Below are 20129 nucleotides of genomic sequence, written 5' to 3' on the forward strand. Positions count from 1 at the left end.
ATTTATGCAGGCTCAGGCTGAGGTATTAACAACGTGGAACGATGTGTGTCATACCGACGATCTTGTCACAAATAGTGGGGTGTGCGTGCTGCTTGAGGGCAAGCAAATAGCCCTTTTTAAAATTCAGATTGAGGGTAACACCCAATATTTTGGTGTTAGTAATTGGGATCCGATTGGGCAAGCTAACGTTTTGTATCGCGGTATTGTGGGCACTTTACAGGGCAATATTGTAGTGGCATCGCCACTGTACAAAGAGCATTACGTACTTGCCACGGGACAATGCTTAGAACGAGATGATGTCAGCATACAATCATATGAAGTTCGGGTTGATCAAAACCGTGTTTTTATCGCGACGTTATAGCACATTAGCGAATTAGATTAATTATGACTACAACACCAACAGCCACACTACCCAACCACCCTTGTCAAGACGACAGGTTGCTGCAAACTACGTGTCCATATTGTGGTGTTGGGTGTGGTGTCGATGTTATTCAGCGTGGTGGTATGCAAGGGCAGTTAAGCCAACTTACGGGAAGCCCTGAACACCCTGCGAATTACGGCCGACTGTGTATTAAGGGCACCCACTTATTAGAAACCCTTGATAAGCACAAACGCTTAACTCAACCTCTTGTTTTTGGTCAAGTAGCTACATGGGACACGGCAACTAACGAGATTGCTGGGCGTTTAAGGCAGATTATTGAAAAGCATGGGCCTGATGCTATTGGATTGTATGGCTCGGGGCAGTTGTTGACAGAAGATTACTACGTGGCCAATAAGTTGATGAAAGGCTTTATTGGCACGGCGAATATCGACACAAATTCAAGATTATGTATGTCATCGGCGGTAGTGGCCTATAAGCGCGCCTTTGGTGAAGATATTGTGCCCTGTAACTACGACGATTTAGAGCATACTGACTTACTGATTTTGATAGGCAGCAATGCGGCGTGGACACACCCTGTACTTTATCAGCGCATTGAGCGTGCTAAGCTTAGAAACCCTGCAATGAAGGTTGTCATCATCGACCCTCGTCGCACCGACAGCAATACGTTAGCCGACCTACATATAGCCCTTCGGCCAGGCTCCGACAGCGCCTTATTTTGTGGTTTGCTGCATTACTTAGCAAACAATAACGCCTTAGATAAGCCATTCATTGAAGCATCTACAAAAGGCTTTGATGATGCACTAGATGCTGCGTCACAGTGGCCACTGGCAAACGTTTCTGACGCATGCGATGTACCGCAAGAGCACTTAAAAACCCTGTTTAGCTGGTTTGCTGAATTGCCGCGAGTTATCAGCTTCTTTTCGATGGGGATTAATCAGTCTACCACTGGTGTGGATAAAGGAAATGCGATTATCAACTGCCACTTGGCCAGCGGTAAAATAGGCCGAGAGGGGTGTGGTCCGTTTTCAATTACCGGCCAACCCAACGCAATGGGCGGGCGAGAAGTCGGTGGTTTATCTACTATGCTGGCGGCGCATATGGATATTGAAAACCCTGAGCACCACCATACGGTAAGGTCGTTTTGGCAGGCGCCAAATTTAGTGACAAAGCCGGGCTTAAAAGCAGTTGATATGTTTCAGGCTGCCGCCGATGGCAAACTCAAATGCTTGTGGATAATGGCAACCAATCCCGTAGCAAGCATGCCAAATAGAGCTCTGGTTGAAAAAGCACTGACCCATTGTGAATTAGTGATTGTGTCTGAGACTGCGGCTAAGAATGATACGCTGCGCTTTGCTGATATTGTATTGCCCGCCACGGGGTGGTCTGAAAAAAACGGCACCGTAACTAATTCCGAGCGACGCATCTCAAGACAGCGCGGCTTACTAGCCCCTATTGGCGAGGCAAAACACGACTGGCAAATCATCAGTATGGTAGCCCGTGCCATGGGGTTTAACGATGCCTTTAATTACCATCATCCGCAGCAAATCTTTAACGAGCACTGCGCGTTAACCTCTGCGAATAATAATGGTAGTCGTGCGCTTGATTTAGGCCCGCTTGCCAATTTAACGGTAGCTGAGTATGACGCGTTGCGGCCTCAGCAATGGCCCCTTGAATCGGCACACCGCATAGGCCGCGAGCGATTATTTTCAAATGGTGAGTATTACACCAAAGACGGCAAAGCCCGTTTTATGGCAATAACGCCTCAAAAACCTGAACAACAAACCAGCACGCAGTACCCTTATATTCTTAATACAGGGCGGGTGCGCGATCAGTGGCACACCATGACGCGCACTGGCAACGCGTCGCGGTTACTTAAACATATCGATCGACCCTGGCTAAGTATTCATCCTTATGACGCAAAACTAAAAGGTATTAGCGAGGGTTCGCTCGTTGAACTTCACGCGGCTTGCAGTGACAGTATCAAGGTAATATTACCTGCCAAGCTGGATGATAGGCAGCGAGTTGGCGAGTTGTTCGCCCCTTTTCATTGGTCGGCCACGTGGGGGTCGCATTGCAAAGTGGGTGCACTTCTTAACGGGGCAAACGATGCACTATCAGGTCAGCCTGAGTTGAAGCACGGCGCGGTCAGCGCAACTTTGTTTAACGCTGCCACAAAGGGTATCCTTTTTGGTGAAAGCGCTTTGGTTGATGCTATAAAAACGTCATGTTTTTACTGGCTCGATACCACATCAGGCATTACAGCGTATACCCAAATTGCCGACATTATCTCTCCAATGCCGTTATTAAATAAAATTATGCCGCTGCTGCCACAACATACCCAGTGGTATACCTTTCAATGTGAAAAGCAAAGCACTTTAGTCGCCACACGGAATGGAAAAATGGTATTGAGCATTTTGCTCAATACAACGTCGTTATCTATTCCTACCGAGTGGCTAGAAAATTTATTCGACAGCGACCATGCGCTTACTCAGGCACAAATAAACAGCTTATTACACCAGCAACCCGACGAAGCTTTTATGTTAGGTAAGATTGTATGCAGTTGTTTTAGCGTGCGAGAAAAAACCATTACTACAGCCATTGAGCAAGGTAATAACAGTGTTAGCGGCTTAGGTGCTGCACTTAAATGTGGAACTAACTGCGGTTCATGTAAAACGGAGTTGGCGTCATTGCTTTCTGCTAACAACAAAGCCAGCACGCTCTCTATATCTGACAATGATAGCGCACCTGCAAATACATCGGTGACAGAGGAAACCCTATTATGAACGCTCGATTACATGCTTTCTCTGGTGCTTTACATAGCGCCCTATTTCGTATTCAAAGCGCGTTTGTTAACCGCGATACACGTATTGACTCGACTACGCCACCTAGTACGCGAAATGGTAGAAAAAATATGGCCGAGGGCGAGGTGTTTATCGTTGGTGCCGGACCCGGTGATGCCGAGCTTTTAACCCTTAAAGCGCACCGCCTTTTACAAACTGCCGATGTGGTATTGTTTGATTGGTTGGTTAGCCAGTCAGTATTAGACTGTATACCACGGCATATAAGTAAAGAGTTTGTGGGTAAGCGGTGCGGTAAACACAGCATGCCACAAGCCATGATTTGCCAGCGATTGGTTGAACTTGGCCTTGAAGGCAAGCGAGTAGTGCGACTAAAAGGCGGCGACCCTGCCATTTTTGCGCGTACGAGTGAAGAGACGACAGCGCTTCACAATGCAGGTATCAAGTTTGCCATTGTGCCGGGCATTACAGCGGCCTCTGGCGCCTCTGCCTATACGGGTATTCCCCTTACCGATAGACGATTTGCCCAGTCGGTAAAATTTATGACCGCGCAATTTCAAAACCCAGAAAAGCAGGCCGATTGGGCCGCTATTGCTTACAGTGCAAAACATGAAACAACCGTTATTTACATGGGGCTTAAACGGTTGCAGCAGCTCTCTGAAAAACTTATCAACGAAGGTATAGATAGTGCGATGCCAGTCGCCGTAATAGAAAATGCATGTTGTAGTCAGCAACGGGTAGTTGCAGGTACAATCAAAAGCATATTTAAATGCGTAGCAGAGGCTGAATTTACTGGGCCGGCGTTGGTCATTATTGGTCATGTCGTAACAGCACGTCAGCCCGTAGCACTCGAACTGATAAGCCAACCACATGCAAAAAGCACCATTTAGTCATTATATTCAAGCCATCGGTAAGGGCAAACGGGGTCATCGTCACTTAACTTTTGATGAGGCGTATGATGCCATGTCTCAATTGCTTGATGAGCAAATAGCCCCTGAACAAGCTGGTGCGTTTCTCATGTTACTTCGTATGCAAGAAGAATCGGTTAATGAGCTCAGTGGTTTTACCAAAGCCTGTCGAGAACGTTTATATAATAACAATACTTCATGGAATGCTACTGTTGATATTGGATGCTATGCGGGTAAACGACGTCAGTTACCTTGGTATTTGTTAAGTGTGGCGCTGTTAGCGCAACATGGCCACCGCGTTTTCTTACATGGAACCTCTGAACCTGGCTCACAGCGCTTTTATGCCAGCCATGCATTGGCTGATTTGGGTTTGCCACTGGCACAATCGATTGGTGAGGCCTCAACGCATATGGACTCTTATCGTGCGTGCTACCTTGATTTAGACGTTGTGCTCTCTCCGCTCTCTCGAATCATAAAACTACGCGAATTGTTTGGGTTGCGTTCCTGTGCGAATACATTAGCGCGGTTATTAAACCCAAGTGCAGCACCCTTTGCGGTGCAAGGTGTCTATCATACCCATCTAGACGAGCGTCATGCAGAGGTTAACAAAACGCTAGCACAACACTCTTTAGTGTTTCGTGGTGATGGTGGCGACCCAGAAATAAACCGTGACAGAAATACTAATCTTTTTATCACGCGTGAGGGCATAACAGAGCACATTGTAATGCCTGAAGCAGAGAGTTGGACAATGAAGGAGTGTAGTTTCACTACGGGGACTATGTTAGCGGTGTGGCATGGTGAACAACGTCATGATTATGCAGAGCAGGCCATTACCGCCACATTAGCGAGTTATATTATGTTGATAGAAAGCTGCTCGCTACCAGAAGGGCTCAGACAAGCCGAACAATGGTGGAATGAACGTAACCAGAGTGAATTACCCTTCTGCGTTGCGCACAATAATTGCGCAATTAACGCACTATAGTGATACACAACACAGGATGGTTACTCTTCTTTTTTTAGTAAGTTTATGAAATTTATGCAATTTAATTTTGGCATTGATTATGTATGTATATTTAGTAACGCAATAAGTTAACGCGCAATCTAGCCCTGCTAATATGGGGTAATATATTTTTGCTCTGTCCGCTTGGTATTCCGGCAGAACATACGGCAACGAAGCCCACCAGCCCACGATGACATCGTCATTACAGGCTGTTGGGTTTTTTTTTGGCTAAAGGAAAGTAAATGTTATCTAGTACATTAAACAAAAAGCTTGAAAAAGTAGTAGGCACAATCAGCATTATTGCTGCAATGTTGACGACATCGGTAACCATGGTTAATGCCAAAGAACTTGGATGGCCAGAGAAAGAGGAGCTAAAAATTGGGTTTATTAAATTAACCGATATGGCACCGCTTGCTGTTGCTTATGAAAAAGGCTATTTCGAAGATGAAGGGCTTTATGTGACCCTTGAAGCTCAGGCCAACTGGAAAGTGCTGCTAGACAGAGTTATTGATGGACAGCTTGATGGAGCGCATATGCTAGCAGGCCAACCTCTTGGTGCCACCATTGGTTTTGGAACGCAGTCGCATATTGTTACCGCTTTTAGCATGGATTTAAACGGCAATGGTATTACTGTCTCGAACGATGTGTGGGCTGAGATGAAAAAGAACATCCCACATGAAGATGGCAAACCAATCCATCCTATCAAAGCCGATTACCTTAAACCGGTTGTAGATAGTTACAAAAATGCTGGTAAGCCCTTTAAAATGGGCATGGTTTTTCCTGTTTCTACTCATAACTATGAACTTCGTTACTGGTTAGCAGCAGGGGGCATTCACCCGGGATATTATGCACCGCACAAAGGTGACACATCAGGCCAAATCGATGCGCAAGCACTCTTGTCTGTAACGCCCCCCCCTCAAATGCCTGCGACGATGGAAGCCGGCACTATCTACGGTTATTGCGTAGGCGAGCCATGGAACCAACAGGCGGTATTTAAAGGCATAGGTGTGCCGGTTATTACTGACTACGAAATTTGGAAAAACAACCCAGAAAAAGTATTTGGCGTAAGTAGCCAGTGGGCTGAAGAAAACCCAAATACTCACATTCGTGTGGTAAAAGCGATGATCCGCGCAGCAATGTGGCTTGATGCTAACAATAATGCTAACCGGCCCGAAGCCGTAAAAATCTTATCAAATAGCAGCTATGTTGGTGCAGATGAGGAAGTCATTGCAAATAGTATGACAGGCACCTTCGAATACGAAAAAGGCGATAAACGTGATATTCCCGACTTTAATGTATTTTTCCGCCACAACGCTACCTACCCCTACTACAGCGATGCTATTTGGTATTTAACACAAATGCGCCGTTGGGGCCAAATCGCTGAACCTAAGTCAGATAATTGGTACATAGAAACGGCGAAAAACGTGTATCGTCCAGACATTTACACAATGGCAGCGAAAGCGCTTATAGAAGATGGGCTCGCTCAACCTAAAGATTTTCCTGACTTTGATTCTGAAACCGGATTTAAACCACCGCAAACTGAGTTCATCGATAACGTAACCTTTGATGGTTCTCAGCCAAATGCTTATCTCGAACAGTTTTCAATTGGACTAAAAGGCGACGCGGTGCTCTAGGCGCGCCGATTGACGAGGAAGAGGCAATACGATGAGTAAATCGATACAAACGATAAGCCAAATTGGCCAATTGGACGGAAAAAATAGGTTCACAAGTATGGCTTCAATGCTACCTAAGCTACTCATGCCATTGGTTGGTATTCTATTATTTTTAGCTGTGTGGAATGGCGTAGCGAAATCGATTGATACTTCACTAGGGCAATTTCCTGGGCCAGCGCAAGTATGGGAGCAAAGTGTAACGCTTATCGCTGAGCATAGTGCTCAGCGAGAAAAAGCGGCGGCATTTTATGAACGCCAAGAAACCCGAAATGCACAACGCATCTCGCAAGATGAAAGTTATGTGCCCAAAGTCCGAGAGTTTACAGGTGCTCCCACTTTCTTTGATCAAATTTGGACCAGTCTATACACGGTAATGGTGGGGTTTTTTATTGCTAGCGTTATCGCGGTTCCTGTTGGGATACTTTGCGGGCTTAGTAAGTCAGCGTATTCCGCGATTAACCCGCTGATTCAAATATTTAAACCTGTTTCTCCCTTGGCCTGGTTACCATTGGTAACAATGGTTGTCAGCGCGCTTTATGTCAGCGATGACCCGATGTTTTCTAAGTCGTTTATCACCTCAGCAGTAACGGTGTCGCTGTGCTGCCTTTGGCCAACACTAGTTAACACCGCCGTAGGAGTATCGAATATCGATTCAGATTTAGTGAACGTTAGTAAAGTATTGCGATTAACGCCCCTAAAGCACGTACAAAAAATCGTTCTACCTGCTTCTATTCCTATGATTTTTACCGGTTTGCGTTTGTCACTAGGCATTGGATGGATGGTGTTGATTGCCGCTGAAATGTTGGCACAAAACCCAGGGCTTGGGAAGTTTGTATGGGACGAATTCCAAAATGGTAGTTCTGAATCATTAGCCAGAATTATGGTAGCGGTGATCACCATCGGTATTATTGGTTTCATGCTAGACCGCTTGATGTTAGCTGTTCAACGCGTTGCTAGTTGGGATAAAAACTCGGTATTGCGATAAAAAAGTGAAATCAGAATAAGGAATTTATCATGCAAAAAAAACATTTAGAGTTGTCGCAGGTAGGTATTGATTTTCCAACGCCGAAAGGGCCTTTCACTGCACTCACTGATGTTAATCTGAAAATTAAAAAAGGCGAATTCATTTCACTTATTGGGCATTCTGGATGCGGCAAATCAACGGTATTAAACATTGTTGCAGGCTTACACCAGGCAACGAACGGTGGCGTGATTTTAGATGGGAGTGAGGTAAAGGAACCTGGACCTGAGCGTGCAGTTGTCTTCCAGAATCATTCGTTGTTGCCATGGTTGTCGGTTTACAAGAATGTTGAGTTGGCAGTTAAGCAAACCCAAAAAGCTAAATCGAAAAAAGAAATGCGCGACTGGATTTTGCATAACCTTGAATTAGTCCACATGACACATGCACTCGATAAACTACCTTCTGAAATATCTGGCGGTATGAAACAGCGTGTTGGTATAGCAAGAGCGCTTGCAATGGAGCCAAAAGTGCTATTGATGGATGAACCATTCGGCGCTTTAGATGCACTTACTCGCGCGCACTTACAAGATTCATTAATGGCTATTCATGCAGAGCTTGGAAACACGGTTATTATGATTACCCACGATGTAGATGAGGCAGTGCTACTGTCAGACCGCATCGTAATGATGACAAATGGCCCTGCCGCTACTATTGGCGAAATCCTCGACGTAAATTTGGCTCGTCCGCGAGACCGTTTAGTGTTAGCGGATAACACAGAATATAACCATTACCGGCATCAAGTATTGACCTTCTTATACGAAAAACAAAAGAAGATAGAACCGGTTTCAACCTATAAAAAAACGGCAAAAAAGAACGCATCAAAGAATATTGACGCTGCTTAGCACTTAAAAAGTAATAACAAATAAAAACACAAAAGTTACTCGACGTTTTACGGCCGGGTTAGGTTTTCTCACGCAAAATTTAGGAATTCACTATGAAAAAAGTAGCAATATTCTTTAACCGAACGGTACTCACGCTGGGTATTACGGCAGCGCTATCTCCTATGGCTCAAGCGGCAGATTGGTACGATGCATTATCAGATATAAAAGCCAGTGCAGATTTTTACCTACGCTATGAAGGCGCTTCACAAGACAACGCACTAAAAGACGCTAATGGCCTTACTCTTCGTACCTTCGCCGGTATAGAGTCGGGTGAGTATAACGGGTTTTCGTTCAAGGTAGAGATGGAAGACAGCAGAATTGTGTTAGGGCAAGGTGATTACACGGTAGGGCCTACAGGTTATAACCTTGGTGAGTATTCGGTTATCGCTGACCCTGAAACTACCGAGCTTGATCAAGCTTATGTTCAATATAGAACCGATAAGCTAAAAGTTAAGCTAGGACGGCAGGTGATTGCACTTGATACGCACCGTTTCATTGGTAGCGTAGCGTGGCGTCAAGACCGTCAAACCTTTGATGGGATATCTGTGAATTACAATATAAGCGAAAAAATAAACGCGTTTTATGCTTATGTAAACCAGCGCAATCGTATTTTTGCCGAGGCTGCCGACTTTGATGCAAAGGATCATTTTTTGAACCTAAGCTATAGCACGGACTTGGGGAAATTAACGACCTATGCTTACTTGCTAGAAATAGACAATGGCACTGAAAATGCACTAGATACGTACGGTATACGCTATGCAGGGGCTTATACCACTGATTCTGTGAAGTGGTTGTACACCGCAGAGTTTGCTAAACAAACTGCCGAAAACGCAACAACCGATTATGACGCAAATTATACGTTACTAGAAGCTGGCGCAGTTGTATCTGGTATAACCACAAAATTGGGCTATGAAGTGTTGGGGTCTGATGATGGTAATTATGGCTTTGCAACGCCACTAGCAACACTGCATAAATTCAATGGCTGGTCAGATCAATTTTTAGGAACACCAGCGCAAGGGTTAAAAGATTTCTCTGCCTCGATTTCCGCTAAGTTTGCCGGTGGCAAATGGACTGCGATATATCATCAATTTGATGCTGATGAGTCATCGTCAACGCTAGACGATTACGGTAATGAATTTAATTTGTTGTACACCACAAAAGTGGCAGAAAGATTTAATCTTGGCGTGAAATACGCAAATTACTCTGCAGAAGACTTTAGTGTAGACACCGATCGGGTTTGGCTATGGATATCAACCAAGTTTTAAGGGTAACCCCCAGTTATGAAGGTGATATCAAATAGTGTTCGCGTTGAGCATCTGCCGCACCAACAATGTATTGGATTTATTTTGGCTGGTGGACGCTCTTCACGTATGGGTAGAGATAAGGCGATGGTATCGGTAGGTGGGCAAACGATGTTACAAATTGCCCACTCTGTGCTGCACAAGGCGCAGATACACCAACGGTTTGTTGTGGGCGGACAATATGCTGATATAAATGAAAAAAACAAAGGGCTTGGGCCCGCACGAGCCATTTGTGACGTTCTACTAACGCCGAGCACCGTAAACGCTGAAAGTAATAATTATGCCCTGTTCATGCCAGTCGATATGCCCTTTTTGACCTCAGCCAGCTTAAGAAAGCTGCTGCATTTAGCGAGAAAAAATCGACAGGCGTTTTATTTTAAAGAACATTATCTACCCTTTGTTACGCCGTGGTCAGTAGAAATGGCACAGAGACTAAAAGGAGTGTCTGAAGCATATCCATCGCCGTCTGTTCGCAATGTGCTTCACGCGATAAATGCTAAAAGTGTAACCTTTAGCGGTGAGCTGCGTGAACTTGCTAACATTAATAGCCCTGTAGAATTAATAAAGGCGACTGGCGGCGCGATAAAGGAAAACCATAATACTCGGTTAGCGTAGCAACGCGCACAAGGAGCTAAGTGAATATGTAAATACTTAATCCCAGTGCAGTGTGCTTTTGCTACCTGTGTTTTACGCAAGCTAAGCCGGCATATTGCCAATCTGTTTAAGAATACTGCCAAAGGCTCGTCCGCCGTTCTTTTGAATTTGTTTATCGAAATAAAGCGTACCTAAAAGAAATATAGTGATGTGGCCTTGCGAGCGCCATGTGACATGCGTTTTGCCGTCTTGTTCTTTAAGCGTGATTTCGCCTAAGCGGTGGTCGTAAGGAAGAGGGGAAGACTTTACTACTTTATACCCCAACTTGTACGGCGGTTCGAAGGCAACAATTTCTTCATGCAGATTTGCGCCACCAGCAATAATCTCGCGTACGGCACCTAAACCATTCTTTTCGTTCTTGCCTTCTACCAATAAATTAGCCTCATCTATCCCTTTAAATTGGGCATAATTGGCATGATCGCTAAGCGCAGCGAAAACGGTTTCTATTGGCTTATCTATCGTTCTTTCTACATGAATTGAAAACATTCTTACCCCATTTACATAAACACGACGACGTGGTTTTCGAGTTACTATAGAGCAAACATTTTGTAGCTCAAATAAACTCTTCTTATCTGCAACTATAGGCAATAAACGCGGTTATCTTGTGCTTTTTTTACCTTGCGGCCTATTAAGAAAATATTACGCAATATGGAACATTATTCCCGAATGTGTATTTAGATAGCGTCATGTAGCGCAGCAATAAATATGTACATGCATCAGCTTGCTAACGTTTTAAAGTAGCGTTATTGCATGACTACGTTTTTCCGCTTCTTTCATCTATGTCGGTACCGGTAGCGATAAAAAAACGCTCGACTTTATTGGGTTTTGTGAAGTAAAAATTCAATAAAAACAATAGTTAAAAGTGTTTTTGTGACCAGGGTGTACTGGAGCAGTTCGTTTGTTTCATTACTAGAAAAAATCGCCTATATTGATAGATGAACCTACCTTCTAGGGGTTAACGCTGTTGCCGCGACATAATAGCTTTTTCAATTTTATAAATATCGAAAAACAGATTGGCGTTAACTTTGCAAAAGCTAAGTGTGACTTAAGATAAAAGCAAAGATGGTGGCGGGAATATGCGTATTGAACCCATATCCTATTGAACGAGTTTCACGCTGCACATCTTTGCAAAACAACATAATGCAAACAAGACGACCATGTCGCTTATGGTTTACGTTATGGTAACAACAAGGGAAATACAATGAAGCTTATCAAATCAACATTAATTGGTTGTCTTTCAGCTGGCGTTTTAGTGGCCGGCAGTGTTCATGCCGAGGCAATTAGCTCAGATACTGTAATGCAAACCCAAGTGGCGCAGTACAATAAAACGCAGCTTATCGATATGGTAAACCGAGCAGATGTGCAAAATAAGCTGATGAGCTTAGGAGTGAACAGTAACGATGCTGTTGCTCGTATAAACGCAATGACGGATAGCGAAATAGCTCAGCTAAATAATGAAATCAATCAAGCTCCTGCAGGCGGTATTGTGGGTGCTGTACTAACGGTGCTTGCGGTTATTGCCATTCTTGATTTGGCAGGCGTAACCGATGTATACCCCTTTATACGTCCAGTAAGTAATTGATTAAATGGAAATGATTTTTAAGAAAGCCTGCTTACTAGCAGGCTTTTTGTTGCTGGTAGGCTGCCAAGGTACGCCACAAGCAGACCGATTACGGCAACAAGGATTAGCGTCGCTCCCACCATCTCATACCATTGCCCATGTTCCTTTTTATCCGCAAGAGCAATTTTACTGTGGGCCGACAACTCTGTCTGAAGTCTTTGGCTTCTACGGAAGCGATATATCTCCCAACGATATTGCGCCTAAGATGTTTATCCCTGACAAGGATGGAAGCTTACAACTAGAAATGATAACGGCAACCCGCCAGTATAGCTTTTTGCCTTATACGGCCCGCGGAACGCTTTCATCTATCATGGCATTAGTTAGCGATGACATTCCCGTTATAGTTTTCCAAAACCTCTCTATTCAATTGTTACCGCAATGGCATTATGCGGTAGTAACAGGTTTTGATAGCGAAAAGGGCACAGTAACGCTGCATACGGGGGTTACCCCAGACCACGACATGTCATTTGAGCTGTTTGAGCGTACATGGGCACGAGGCAATTATTGGTATCTAGCACCCGTTCCACCTGGCGTTACATCGTCAGAAATGGTGCCATTCACCTATACGAGCGCAGCCTATGACATGTTGAAGGTGGGCGATGAGTCGCGTGCGCTGGCATTTTTAGACACCGCAACAAAACAGTGGCCTACGCAATGGTTGGCTTACTTTTTACTGGCTAATCACTTCATGAAAACCGATGAATCAAAGGCGCTTCAATGGTTTGAAAAAGGGTTAGATGCGGGCCAAAACGAACCTGCATACCTTCATAACTTTATTGTCTTGTTATACGAAATGGATGATACGTCGAGAGCAAAAGCACTGTTAATCGACGCAATAACGCGTTTCCCGAATAACAAAGCGTTATTGGCGTTAGCCAAAAAAGAAGGCGTAACGAATTTGCCAGATAAAACCGCGTAACACGAATACAGGGTAGCCAAACTTGCACAAATAGCGTTAATATTTCTTTTATAACAGAGCATTGTGTTACTTATCTTTCGGTGTTTATACTATCTTGGTGAGCTTCTTCACAATACTCACAAATAATAAATCAACGATAACAACAAGAAGTTTGTCGCAGGATGCGGCATTAAGATTAAAGCTTGCTACCTGCAAACTTCATCAAGGAATGATTATGAAAGATATTTTTTTCTTCGACTCAATGCTAACGCCTAAAATTATCACTTTTGTCTACTGGCTGTTGCTTCTAGGTTCGGTAATAAGTGGCGTAACGACAATGTTTGTAGGGTACGACTCAAACTTTATTTACGGTCTATTTATTATTGTGTCAGGCTGTATTGGCGCCAGAATCTGGTGCGAACTGCTTATCGTACTGTTCAAAATTCACAGTAACCTTCAGAAAATTGCTAACAAAGAATAATTTAAGTATTTAAAAGGTGCTGCTGTACGCAGCACCCTCGATAAAAACGACTGCCTTAATCGTTAAAAATCTTAGAGATTAAAAACACAAAAGCCCAGAAGTACTGGGCTTTGTCGGTATTACTGCGTGCAGTAGCAAATTACTCAATATTCTGGATCTGCTCGCGCATTTGCTCAATCAATACCTTAAGCTCAACCGCTGACTGGGTAATATCGGTGCTGATTGATTTAGACCCTAACGTATTCGACTCACGGTTGAATTCTTGCATCATGAAATCTAAACGGCGGCCTACTGCCCCGCCCTTTTTCAAAATGTTACGTGTTTCTTTAACGTGTGTATTTAGGCGGTCTAGCTCTTCGGCAACATCAACTTTTTGCGCTAGCATAATCATTTCTTGTTCAAAGCGACCGGCATCTAATTCTACTTTTGCCTCTTCAAAACGAGTTTGCACTTTTTCGCGCTGCCATACCATTATTTCAGGCATTCGGGCTGCTACTTTTGCAACTTCGGTTTCAATGGCATCTAAACGTTGAGTAATCATGCCCTTAAGCGCATCACCCTCGGTTGCGCGTGCACTTATAAAGTCGTTTAGGGCTTGATCGAACCCCGTCATCACGTCGGCATGGATGGTGTCCATATCGGCTTCTTCTGCCGCAATAACACCAGGCCAGCGCAATACGTCAAGTGGGTTAACACCACTAGATTGTCCTTGCGACTGCACCCAATCAGCAGCTTGCATTACTTGTTTGGCAAGTGCTTCGTTTAAGCTTAACTTGGTGACGGCTGCATCGTTTGCGGTAAATCGCAATGCACATTCAACCTTGCCTCTAGCTAGCTTTTTTCTAAAACGTTCGCGAAGTACAGGCTCTAGCGAACGGAACTGTTCGGGCAAGCGGAAGTAGGTTTCTAAAAAACGTTGGTTAACTGAACGAATTTCCCATACGGCAGAGCCCCACTCTTTTTTAGTTTCTACGCGGGAAAATGCGGTCATGCTGTAAATCATAACTATCCTTATCTATAAAATTGAAAGCGTGCAAAAACAACGCGCTATGGCGAGTTGTATACCTAATAAAATGAAAGGCACGCTAACTTGCATTATCTATAGTAGCGTAGTTTCAACAAAAACAGATAAAGGAAAAGGGTGAAAGTTCGTTTTTAACAGGCGGCCTTAGTGGGTTATACTTAACGCCCTAGCGAATAAACGCTATTGAGCGATAAATATGGTTGCTCGATGTGCTTATTTTTATGCATTTACGTTGTGGAGAACACTATGCGTCCAAGCGGCAGAACCGCCAGTCAAATCCGTCCAGTTACTATTACTCGCCAGTTTACTTGTCACGCCGAAGGCTCGGTGCTGGTGGAGTTCGGCAACACTAAGGTTTTGTGTAACGCAACCGTAGAAGAAGGTGTTCCTCGCTTTATGAAAGGGCAAGGAAAGGGCTGGATAACGGCTGAATACAGCATGTTACCTCGTGCTACGCATACGCGAAGCGGCCGTGAAGCTGCTCGTGGCAAACAAGGCGGCCGTACGCTTGAAATTCAACGCTTAATTGCACGCTCATTGCGCGCAGCGGTAGACCTTAAACTGCTTGGAGAAAATACCATTACACTAGATTGTGATGTTATTCAGGCCGACGGCGGAACACGCACTGCTTCAATTACTGGCGCATGTGTTGCTTTAGTTGATGCACTTACTTATATGCGCGCTAAAGGAATTTTAAAAGCGAACCCGCTTAAGCATATGATTGCAGCGCTATCGGTTGGCATTTATGAAGGTACGGCCATTGCTGATTTAGAATATACCGAAGACTCAGAAGCTGAAACCGACATGAATATTGTCATGACGGAAACCGGCAAGCTGATTGAAGTACAAGGTACTGCCGAGGGTGAACCGTTCTCGTTTGAAGAATTAGATGAGCTGTTAACTATTGCGAAGCATGGTTTACGTGAATTATTTGATATTCAAAAAGCAGCATTAGCGTAAGGAGCAAACATGAAAGCATTCCAACGAGACTTTATTGAATTTGCCATAGCGCGTGGCGTTCTCAAATTTGGTGAATTTACGTTAAAGTCGGGCCGTGTTAGCCCGTACTTTTTTAATGCTGGATTGTTTAATCGTGGCGGCGACCTGGCGAAGCTTGGTCGCTTCTATGCCAATGCATTGGTTGATGCGGGTGTCGAATTCGACGTATTGTTTGGCCCGGCCTATAAAGGTATTCCTATTGCTACTACTACAGCGGTAGCATTAGCTGACCATCACGATATCGACACGCCTTACTGCTTCAATCGCAAAGAAGCCAAAACCCATGGTGAAGGTGGAACGCTAGTAGGTAGCCCACTAGAAGGGCGCGTTATGCTCGTTGATGACGTGATTACCGCAGGTACGGCCATTCGAGAGTCAATGACTCTGATAGCACAGCAGCAGGCATCATTATCGGGGGTGCTTATTGCCCTTGATAGACAAGAGCGTGGTAAAGGCGAGTTATCAGCAATCCAAGAAGTAGAACGCGATTTTGGTACTCAGGTTATTGCAATAGTAACCTTAGCAGATGTTGTTGCTTACCTTGAAGAGCAGGGTAACAGCACCGAGCAGGTTGCAGCTATTAATACATACCGTGAAAACTATGGCATCTAGTTTTGATGAGGCGTTTAACGGCGCGACTACCCATCTAGACGCGCTAGGATTGCGTTGTCCAGAGCCTGTAATGATGGTGCGGTTAAATATTCGCAAGTTGGCCGATGGTGAAATACTGTCGGTAACGGCTGACGACCCTTCAACCGCACGAGATATCCCCAGCTTCTGTCGGTTTATGGAACACACGCTTGTGGCGTCACAAACCGATGTCATGCCTTATCAGTACGTTATTAAGAAAGGGCGCGATTAAGCGCCTTTTTATTATTCTTTCGCCAGTAGTCATAACGGACACGGGTTTTAGATTATTACGTTAGATAACCACCACAGCAACAAAACAATGAGCGTTATGGCAATTACTGCTTTCATCCGATACCGCTTGATAAGTTGCTCAGCTTTGTCGCCCGCGTAGTACACCACTGCAGCAAGGCCAAAGTAACGAAGTGAGCGAGCAATCACGGTAGCGATTAAGAATAATGGCAGCGAAAATTTGGTCGCTCCCGCTGCGAGCATAGCCACTTGAAAGGGAATGGGGGCAATACCTAAAGTCATCACAAACCAAAAGCCTTGGCTGTCCATTTGAGATTTAACGTTTTCGAACTGTTCTGCGCTAAAGAAGCTGTCAATTATCCACTGACCAATAAGGTCAAACAGATAGTAACCCAGAGCGTAACCGAAAATAGCACCAATCACGCACCCAACGGTGGCCATTAATGCTATTTTCCATAGACTTTCTCTTCGTGCTTGCATCAGCGGTATCATTACCGCTTCAAGCGGAATAGGAACAATGGTTGACTCTAAAAATGATGCGAAAGTAATACCTGTCAGCATGTGCTTTGAATCAATGAATTGTCGTGTCTTCCTTTTAACTTTTGTTCCTATTGCCACGTAAATGTTCGCTTATTGTTTGTAAATTTTTCCATCTTTCATTACGAAAGACACGTTTTCCATTAAGGTAATATCCTCTAGCGGGTTACCCTTAACGGCGACAATATCAGCAAGCTTTCCTGGTGCTAAGGTTCCTAGCGTATCGCTTATTCCTAGCAGGTCTGCAGTATTCACCGTTGCACTGATAATGGCGTCAGCAGGGCGCATTCCGGCTTCTACCATTAACGCAAACTCTTGCCCGTTATCGCCATGTGCTGATACTCCACTGTCTGTACCAAAAGCAATTTTCACGCCTGCTTTGTGTGCTTTTGCGAAGGTGTCTTGGATCAACGGGCCGATTGCTGCGGCTTTAGGGCGAACCAGGTCTGGGAAATAACCATCAATCTTGGCTTTATCGGCAACAAATTTTCCGGCCAAAATTGTGGGAACGTAATACGTGCCGTGCTTTTTCATTAACGCGCGAGTGTCGTCGTCCATGTAGGTACCATGCTCAATTGAATCTACACCCGCGACGATGGCGCGTTCCATTCCCTCTTTACCATGGGCATGCACGGCGACGGTCATGCCGTAATCTTTTGCCGTATCGACAATAGCTTCAAGCTCATCCACCATAAATTGTGGATTTTGACCGCTCTTGGCCACACTTAACACACCACCAGTTGCAGTAATTTTTATAAGATCAGCGCCGTTTTGATAACGCGCACGCACTGCTTCACGGGCCTCCACCTCGCCGTTTACCACCCCTTCTTTTGGGCCAACATCGGGTCTAAGTAGGTGAGCCATGCCGTTACTAGGGTCTGCATGACCCCCTGTTGTCGCGATAGACTTACCTACGGTGAAAATACGAGGGCCTGTGGCATAGCCCTTACTAATGGCATTGCGTAATGCCACCGTTTCATAGTGGCTATCACCTAAATTTCTTACGGTGGTAAAACCCGCTTGCAAGGTTTTCTCTGCGTAGTTTGCCGCACGTAACGCATAGTCTGCTTCGTTTAAAGAAAAGCGCTCTAGGTAGGTTTGAGGCCCACCATGCTGAGAGGATAGGTGCACGTGCATATCCATGAGCCCGGGCATTACAGTGGCGTCTTTTAAATTGATAACTGTGTCGCTGTCATCACCGTTAACGAACCCCGATTTAATGGCTTCAATCTTATTGCCTTCAATAACAATAGTGACGTTTTCACGTATTTTATCTGAAGTACTGGTAAAAGCTTTTCCGGCGTGAATAAGTGTTGCAGCAAATGATGAGGTGCAAAGTGTCGATGCGCCAATGGCAATGGCGAGTACAGAAAGTGTCTTTTTCATATTCGTTTTTCTTTTTGGTTGTAAAATAGACGAACAACCAATGTAGTGTAGGTATTTATTGAACGCAAAGACTACCTGCACAGACCGTGCATTATTTAGGACGAAGTGCAGTTTTTATTTGTCTTAGTGGTGTTTATTGCGTGACTTTGCCAATACAGAAACGCTGGCCATGAGATGAAAGCATAAACTGAGTGGTACCACCCTGCTCGACGACATCTGCTTGCTCTAGTAGTTGGTAGTACACATTTTGATGCAGGCGGCCCCACAAGTTTCGTCTTACGCACACATAAGGAATAGGCGTGGCATTGTCATCCTGCAGTGATGCAGGCGGCGCATTGAGGATTAATTGCTGTTGTTCGGTTAAGGCTATTTCATCGCCCGTTTGTGTGATTAGCGTTAGGGTTTTGTCATCATAACGCCAACTTGTAATAACAAAGGGCACATCTTCAACGCGAATGCCTACTTTCTCTACGGGCGTTACTAAATAATAGTTATCTTCTTCTTTTTTAAGCACAGACGCGAAGAGCTTAACTAAACTCGCACGACCAATAGGACTGCCTTCGTAAAACCACCGCCCATCAATGGCAATGTTAAGGTTTATATCGCCACAAAACGGCGGGTTCCATTTTTCCACAGGCGGTAAAGCGCGAGCAGTTGTCTGCTCGCCCTCTAGCTGTTTTTGAAACTTAGTTAGATCCATCTTGCTCTATCAGTGTCTGTAATTCACGAAGCTTGGCTTTAATGCGGCGCATGTTGTCCGGGCCGGTGCGTAAAAGCTGCTTTTGCGGTTCGTTCAGGGCTTCTAAACGCTCATCTGCATACGTGTAACTGACAGAGTCTGACAATACTTCAACTGGCACCGGTACTTCAGGCGTATCAAGTAGTTGGTCTATCGCAGTAAGTAATACGTCATTAAATGGCGTATCAGGGTCGCCTATTTCGTCGTACTTTGCCTGAATATCACCTTTGTACATTCTATATACGTTTAGCAGCGCTTCGTTATCGAACGACTCCAGCATGTTCACGTAAGGGGTATACCGTTTGTAGCTTGCTGCATCAATCCATTGCTTACCTGCTTGAGAGTAAACGCGGAAGTTCTGCTCTGGAGGCGTTAACAACTGATGATTTGGTGCCATTTCATCATTGGCTAGGTTGGTAACCGACACAACAAAGCGTTGAAGTAAGCCTTCTTTAACAAGCAATTGATTAACGCTATCGTTATTATTTTGAGCAATATCGTTCAGTGATTTTTTAATTGCGGGGTCGCTTGTATCAAGCGGTTCAGGTGCTTCTTCCAATTCGGGCATTGGCGCAATAACGTCCGGCTCTTCCAGTTCAACTGTAGGTGCTGCCGGCCTGGTTTCAAACTCTTCAGGCGCTTCTGGTTCTGTTACCTGAGGTTCAACGACTTCTGGCACGGGTGCGACAGGTACAGGTTCTTCAGAGGGCCAAAATACAACGGCTAGAATGACAATTAGTACCGCACCCGCAATAAGAAAATGGGGAACTAAACTACGATTTTCTGACGATTCGCTCATGATGACTCCGCTGACTGTTAATCCTTTTGATCATACTACCAGAGATAGCACTGAATATAAGAAATTCAAATAGAAGAATTGTTCCCAAGTAATAATAAAATTTATATTTCTACATTGTTTGAACGTAGTAACGTCACATTTCGTTTAC

General features: G+C 44.6%; 21 protein-coding genes and 2 pseudogenes. 17 read left to right on the top strand and 6 right to left on the bottom strand.

Features of this window, described 5'->3' with window-relative positions; translation table 11 throughout:
• The first annotated feature begins 4 nt into the window (after positions 1-4).
• From nirD to mobA, 11 genes and pseudogenes are all read left to right on the top strand, one after another.
• Positions 5-361 carry a nitrite reductase small subunit NirD gene (gene nirD, locus AC27EZ_RS08925; protein ID WP_487135000.1) on the top strand — a complete coding sequence of 119 codons (357 nt, stop codon included), beginning with the start codon at positions 5-7 and terminating at the stop codon, positions 359-361.
• Between the two features lie 23 nt (positions 362-384).
• A pseudogene (locus tag AC27EZ_RS08930) lies at positions 385-1866 on the top strand (molybdopterin-dependent oxidoreductase); the annotation flags it as partial.
• Between the two features lie 327 nt (positions 1867-2193).
• Positions 2194-2508: pseudogene (locus tag AC27EZ_RS08935) on the top strand (molybdopterin dinucleotide binding domain-containing protein); the annotation flags it as partial.
• A gap of 411 nt (positions 2509-2919) precedes the next feature.
• Complete coding sequence (locus AC27EZ_RS08940; protein WP_487135272.1) at positions 2920-3165, top strand: (2Fe-2S)-binding protein; 246 nt, start codon at positions 2920-2922, stop codon at positions 3163-3165.
• Positions 3162-4070 (top strand): uroporphyrinogen-III C-methyltransferase, encoded by a 909-nt coding sequence (gene cobA, locus AC27EZ_RS08945; RefSeq protein ID WP_487135001.1) that lies wholly within the window; start codon positions 3162-3164, stop codon positions 4068-4070. The genes AC27EZ_RS08940 and cobA overlap by 4 nt, the downstream gene beginning before the upstream one ends.
• Positions 4051-5070 (top strand): glycosyl transferase family protein, encoded by a 1020-nt coding sequence (locus AC27EZ_RS08950; RefSeq protein WP_487135002.1) that lies wholly within the window; start codon positions 4051-4053, stop codon positions 5068-5070. The genes cobA and AC27EZ_RS08950 overlap by 20 nt, the downstream gene beginning before the upstream one ends.
• 326 nt (positions 5071-5396) lie before the next feature.
• The gene (locus tag AC27EZ_RS08955; RefSeq protein WP_487135273.1) at positions 5397-6722 is read left to right on the top strand and encodes a CmpA/NrtA family ABC transporter substrate-binding protein; all 1326 of its coding nucleotides are present in this window, start codon (positions 5397-5399) and stop codon (positions 6720-6722) included.
• A gap of 97 nt (positions 6723-6819) precedes the next feature.
• Positions 6820-7746: an ABC transporter permease gene (locus tag AC27EZ_RS08960; protein ID WP_487135274.1), complete on the top strand. Its 927-nt coding sequence runs from the start codon at positions 6820-6822 to the stop codon at positions 7744-7746.
• Positions 7747-7775: 29 nt separating this feature from the next.
• Positions 7776-8624 (top strand): ABC transporter ATP-binding protein, encoded by an 849-nt coding sequence (locus AC27EZ_RS08965; protein ID WP_487135003.1) that lies wholly within the window; start codon positions 7776-7778, stop codon positions 8622-8624.
• Between the two features lie 92 nt (positions 8625-8716).
• Positions 8717-9928, top strand: a complete 1212-nt coding sequence (locus AC27EZ_RS08970; protein ID WP_487135004.1) for an alginate export family protein — start codon at positions 8717-8719, stop codon at positions 9926-9928.
• A gap of 15 nt (positions 9929-9943) precedes the next feature.
• Positions 9944-10579 (top strand): molybdenum cofactor guanylyltransferase, encoded by a 636-nt coding sequence (mobA, locus tag AC27EZ_RS08975; protein WP_487135005.1) that lies wholly within the window; start codon positions 9944-9946, stop codon positions 10577-10579.
• Between the two features lie 81 nt (positions 10580-10660).
• On the opposite strand, the gene AC27EZ_RS08980 is transcribed toward mobA, so the two are convergent.
• Positions 10661-11104 carry an SRPBCC family protein gene (locus tag AC27EZ_RS08980; protein ID WP_487135006.1) on the bottom strand — a complete coding sequence of 148 codons (444 nt, stop codon included), beginning with the start codon at positions 11102-11104 and terminating at the stop codon, positions 10661-10663.
• 715 nt (positions 11105-11819) lie between these two features.
• On the opposite strand from AC27EZ_RS08980, the gene AC27EZ_RS08985 reads away from it, so the two are divergent.
• The 3 genes from AC27EZ_RS08985 (at position 11820) to AC27EZ_RS08995 (ending at position 13618) form a co-directional block, all read left to right on the top strand.
• Positions 11820-12200 (top strand): PA2779 family protein, encoded by a 381-nt coding sequence (locus AC27EZ_RS08985; RefSeq protein WP_487135007.1) that lies wholly within the window; start codon positions 11820-11822, stop codon positions 12198-12200.
• 4 nt (positions 12201-12204) lie between these two features.
• Positions 12205-13158 (top strand): PA2778 family cysteine peptidase, encoded by a 954-nt coding sequence (locus tag AC27EZ_RS08990; protein WP_487135008.1) that lies wholly within the window; start codon positions 12205-12207, stop codon positions 13156-13158.
• A 214-nt stretch (positions 13159-13372) separates the two neighbouring features.
• Positions 13373-13618: a DUF4282 domain-containing protein gene (locus AC27EZ_RS08995; protein ID WP_421132982.1), complete on the top strand. Its 246-nt coding sequence runs from the start codon at positions 13373-13375 to the stop codon at positions 13616-13618.
• A gap of 139 nt (positions 13619-13757) precedes the next feature.
• Here AC27EZ_RS08995 and AC27EZ_RS09000 read toward each other — a convergent pair whose 3' ends face one another.
• Positions 13758-14621, bottom strand: a complete 864-nt coding sequence (locus AC27EZ_RS09000) for a YicC/YloC family endoribonuclease (protein WP_487135009.1) — start codon at positions 14619-14621, stop codon at positions 13758-13760.
• Positions 14622-14888: 267 nt separating this feature from the next.
• Here AC27EZ_RS09000 and rph point away from each other — a divergent pair, with 267 nt between their 5' ends.
• The 3 genes from rph to tusA are packed head-to-tail and all read left to right on the top strand — an operon-like array spanning position 14889 to position 16503.
• The gene (gene rph / locus AC27EZ_RS09005) at positions 14889-15602 is read left to right on the top strand and encodes a ribonuclease PH (RefSeq protein ID WP_421132972.1); all 714 of its coding nucleotides are present in this window, start codon (positions 14889-14891) and stop codon (positions 15600-15602) included.
• Positions 15603-15611: 9 nt separating this feature from the next.
• Positions 15612-16253 carry an orotate phosphoribosyltransferase gene (gene pyrE, locus AC27EZ_RS09010; RefSeq protein WP_487135010.1) on the top strand — a complete coding sequence of 214 codons (642 nt, stop codon included), beginning with the start codon at positions 15612-15614 and terminating at the stop codon, positions 16251-16253.
• Positions 16243-16503, top strand: a complete 261-nt coding sequence (gene tusA, locus AC27EZ_RS09015) for a sulfurtransferase TusA (protein ID WP_487135011.1) — start codon at positions 16243-16245, stop codon at positions 16501-16503. Before pyrE ends, tusA begins: the two co-directional genes overlap by 11 nt.
• A gap of 47 nt (positions 16504-16550) precedes the next feature.
• Here the strand turns inward: tusA and AC27EZ_RS09020 are convergent, their stop codons facing one another.
• The 4 genes from AC27EZ_RS09020 to AC27EZ_RS09035 all read right to left on the bottom strand — a co-directional run bounded on the left by AC27EZ_RS09020 (position 16551) and on the right by AC27EZ_RS09035 (position 19981).
• On the bottom strand, positions 16551-17138 hold the full coding sequence (locus AC27EZ_RS09020; protein ID WP_487135012.1) for a YqaA family protein: 588 nt from the start codon (positions 17136-17138) through the stop codon (positions 16551-16553).
• 12 nt (positions 17139-17150) lie between these two features.
• On the bottom strand, positions 17151-18443 hold the full coding sequence (locus AC27EZ_RS09025) for a metal-dependent hydrolase family protein (protein ID WP_487135013.1): 1293 nt from the start codon (positions 18441-18443) through the stop codon (positions 17151-17153).
• A 133-nt stretch (positions 18444-18576) separates the two neighbouring features.
• Positions 18577-19143 (bottom strand): DUF1285 domain-containing protein, encoded by a 567-nt coding sequence (locus AC27EZ_RS09030; RefSeq protein ID WP_487135014.1) that lies wholly within the window; start codon positions 19141-19143, stop codon positions 18577-18579.
• The gene (locus tag AC27EZ_RS09035) at positions 19130-19981 is read right to left on the bottom strand and encodes a DUF3014 domain-containing protein (protein WP_487135015.1); all 852 of its coding nucleotides are present in this window, start codon (positions 19979-19981) and stop codon (positions 19130-19132) included. Before AC27EZ_RS09035 ends, AC27EZ_RS09030 begins: the two co-directional genes overlap by 14 nt.
• Positions 19982-20129 lie beyond the last annotated feature (148 nt).

It is taken from the genome of Alteromonas sp. 4NH20-0056, assembly GCF_057539655.1.

Coding starts and splice junctions, on each gene's coding strand:
- AC27EZ_RS08980 (WP_487135006.1), bottom strand. CDS start 11,104: ATGTTTTCAATTCATGTAGAAAGAACGATAGATAAGCCAATAGAAACC.
- AC27EZ_RS08965 (WP_487135003.1), top strand. CDS start 7,776: ATGCAAAAAAAACATTTAGAGTTGTCGCAGGTAGGTATTGATTTTCCA.
- pyrE (WP_487135010.1), top strand. CDS start 15,612: ATGAAAGCATTCCAACGAGACTTTATTGAATTTGCCATAGCGCGTGGC.
- rph (WP_421132972.1), top strand. CDS start 14,889: ATGCGTCCAAGCGGCAGAACCGCCAGTCAAATCCGTCCAGTTACTATT.
- mobA (WP_487135005.1), top strand. CDS start 9,944: ATGAAGGTGATATCAAATAGTGTTCGCGTTGAGCATCTGCCGCACCAA.
- AC27EZ_RS08995 (WP_421132982.1), top strand. CDS start 13,373: ATGAAAGATATTTTTTTCTTCGACTCAATGCTAACGCCTAAAATTATC.
- AC27EZ_RS09025 (WP_487135013.1), bottom strand. CDS start 18,443: ATGAAAAAGACACTTTCTGTACTCGCCATTGCCATTGGCGCATCGACA.
- AC27EZ_RS08955 (WP_487135273.1), top strand. CDS start 5,397: ATGTTGACGACATCGGTAACCATGGTTAATGCCAAAGAACTTGGATGG.
- AC27EZ_RS08940 (WP_487135272.1), top strand. CDS start 2,920: ATGTTAGGTAAGATTGTATGCAGTTGTTTTAGCGTGCGAGAAAAAACC.
- nirD (WP_487135000.1), top strand. CDS start 5: ATGCAGGCTCAGGCTGAGGTATTAACAACGTGGAACGATGTGTGTCAT.
- tusA (WP_487135011.1), top strand. CDS start 16,243: ATGGCATCTAGTTTTGATGAGGCGTTTAACGGCGCGACTACCCATCTA.
- AC27EZ_RS08950 (WP_487135002.1), top strand. CDS start 4,051: ATGCAAAAAGCACCATTTAGTCATTATATTCAAGCCATCGGTAAGGGC.
- AC27EZ_RS09035 (WP_487135015.1), bottom strand. CDS start 19,981: ATGAGCGAATCGTCAGAAAATCGTAGTTTAGTTCCCCATTTTCTTATT.
- AC27EZ_RS09030 (WP_487135014.1), bottom strand. CDS start 19,143: ATGGATCTAACTAAGTTTCAAAAACAGCTAGAGGGCGAGCAGACAACT.
- AC27EZ_RS08970 (WP_487135004.1), top strand. CDS start 8,717: ATGAAAAAAGTAGCAATATTCTTTAACCGAACGGTACTCACGCTGGGT.
- AC27EZ_RS08990 (WP_487135008.1), top strand. CDS start 12,205: ATGGAAATGATTTTTAAGAAAGCCTGCTTACTAGCAGGCTTTTTGTTG.
- AC27EZ_RS09000 (WP_487135009.1), bottom strand. CDS start 14,621: ATGATTTACAGCATGACCGCATTTTCCCGCGTAGAAACTAAAAAAGAG.
- AC27EZ_RS08960 (WP_487135274.1), top strand. CDS start 6,820: ATGGCTTCAATGCTACCTAAGCTACTCATGCCATTGGTTGGTATTCTA.
- AC27EZ_RS08985 (WP_487135007.1), top strand. CDS start 11,820: ATGAAGCTTATCAAATCAACATTAATTGGTTGTCTTTCAGCTGGCGTT.
- cobA (WP_487135001.1), top strand. CDS start 3,162: ATGAACGCTCGATTACATGCTTTCTCTGGTGCTTTACATAGCGCCCTA.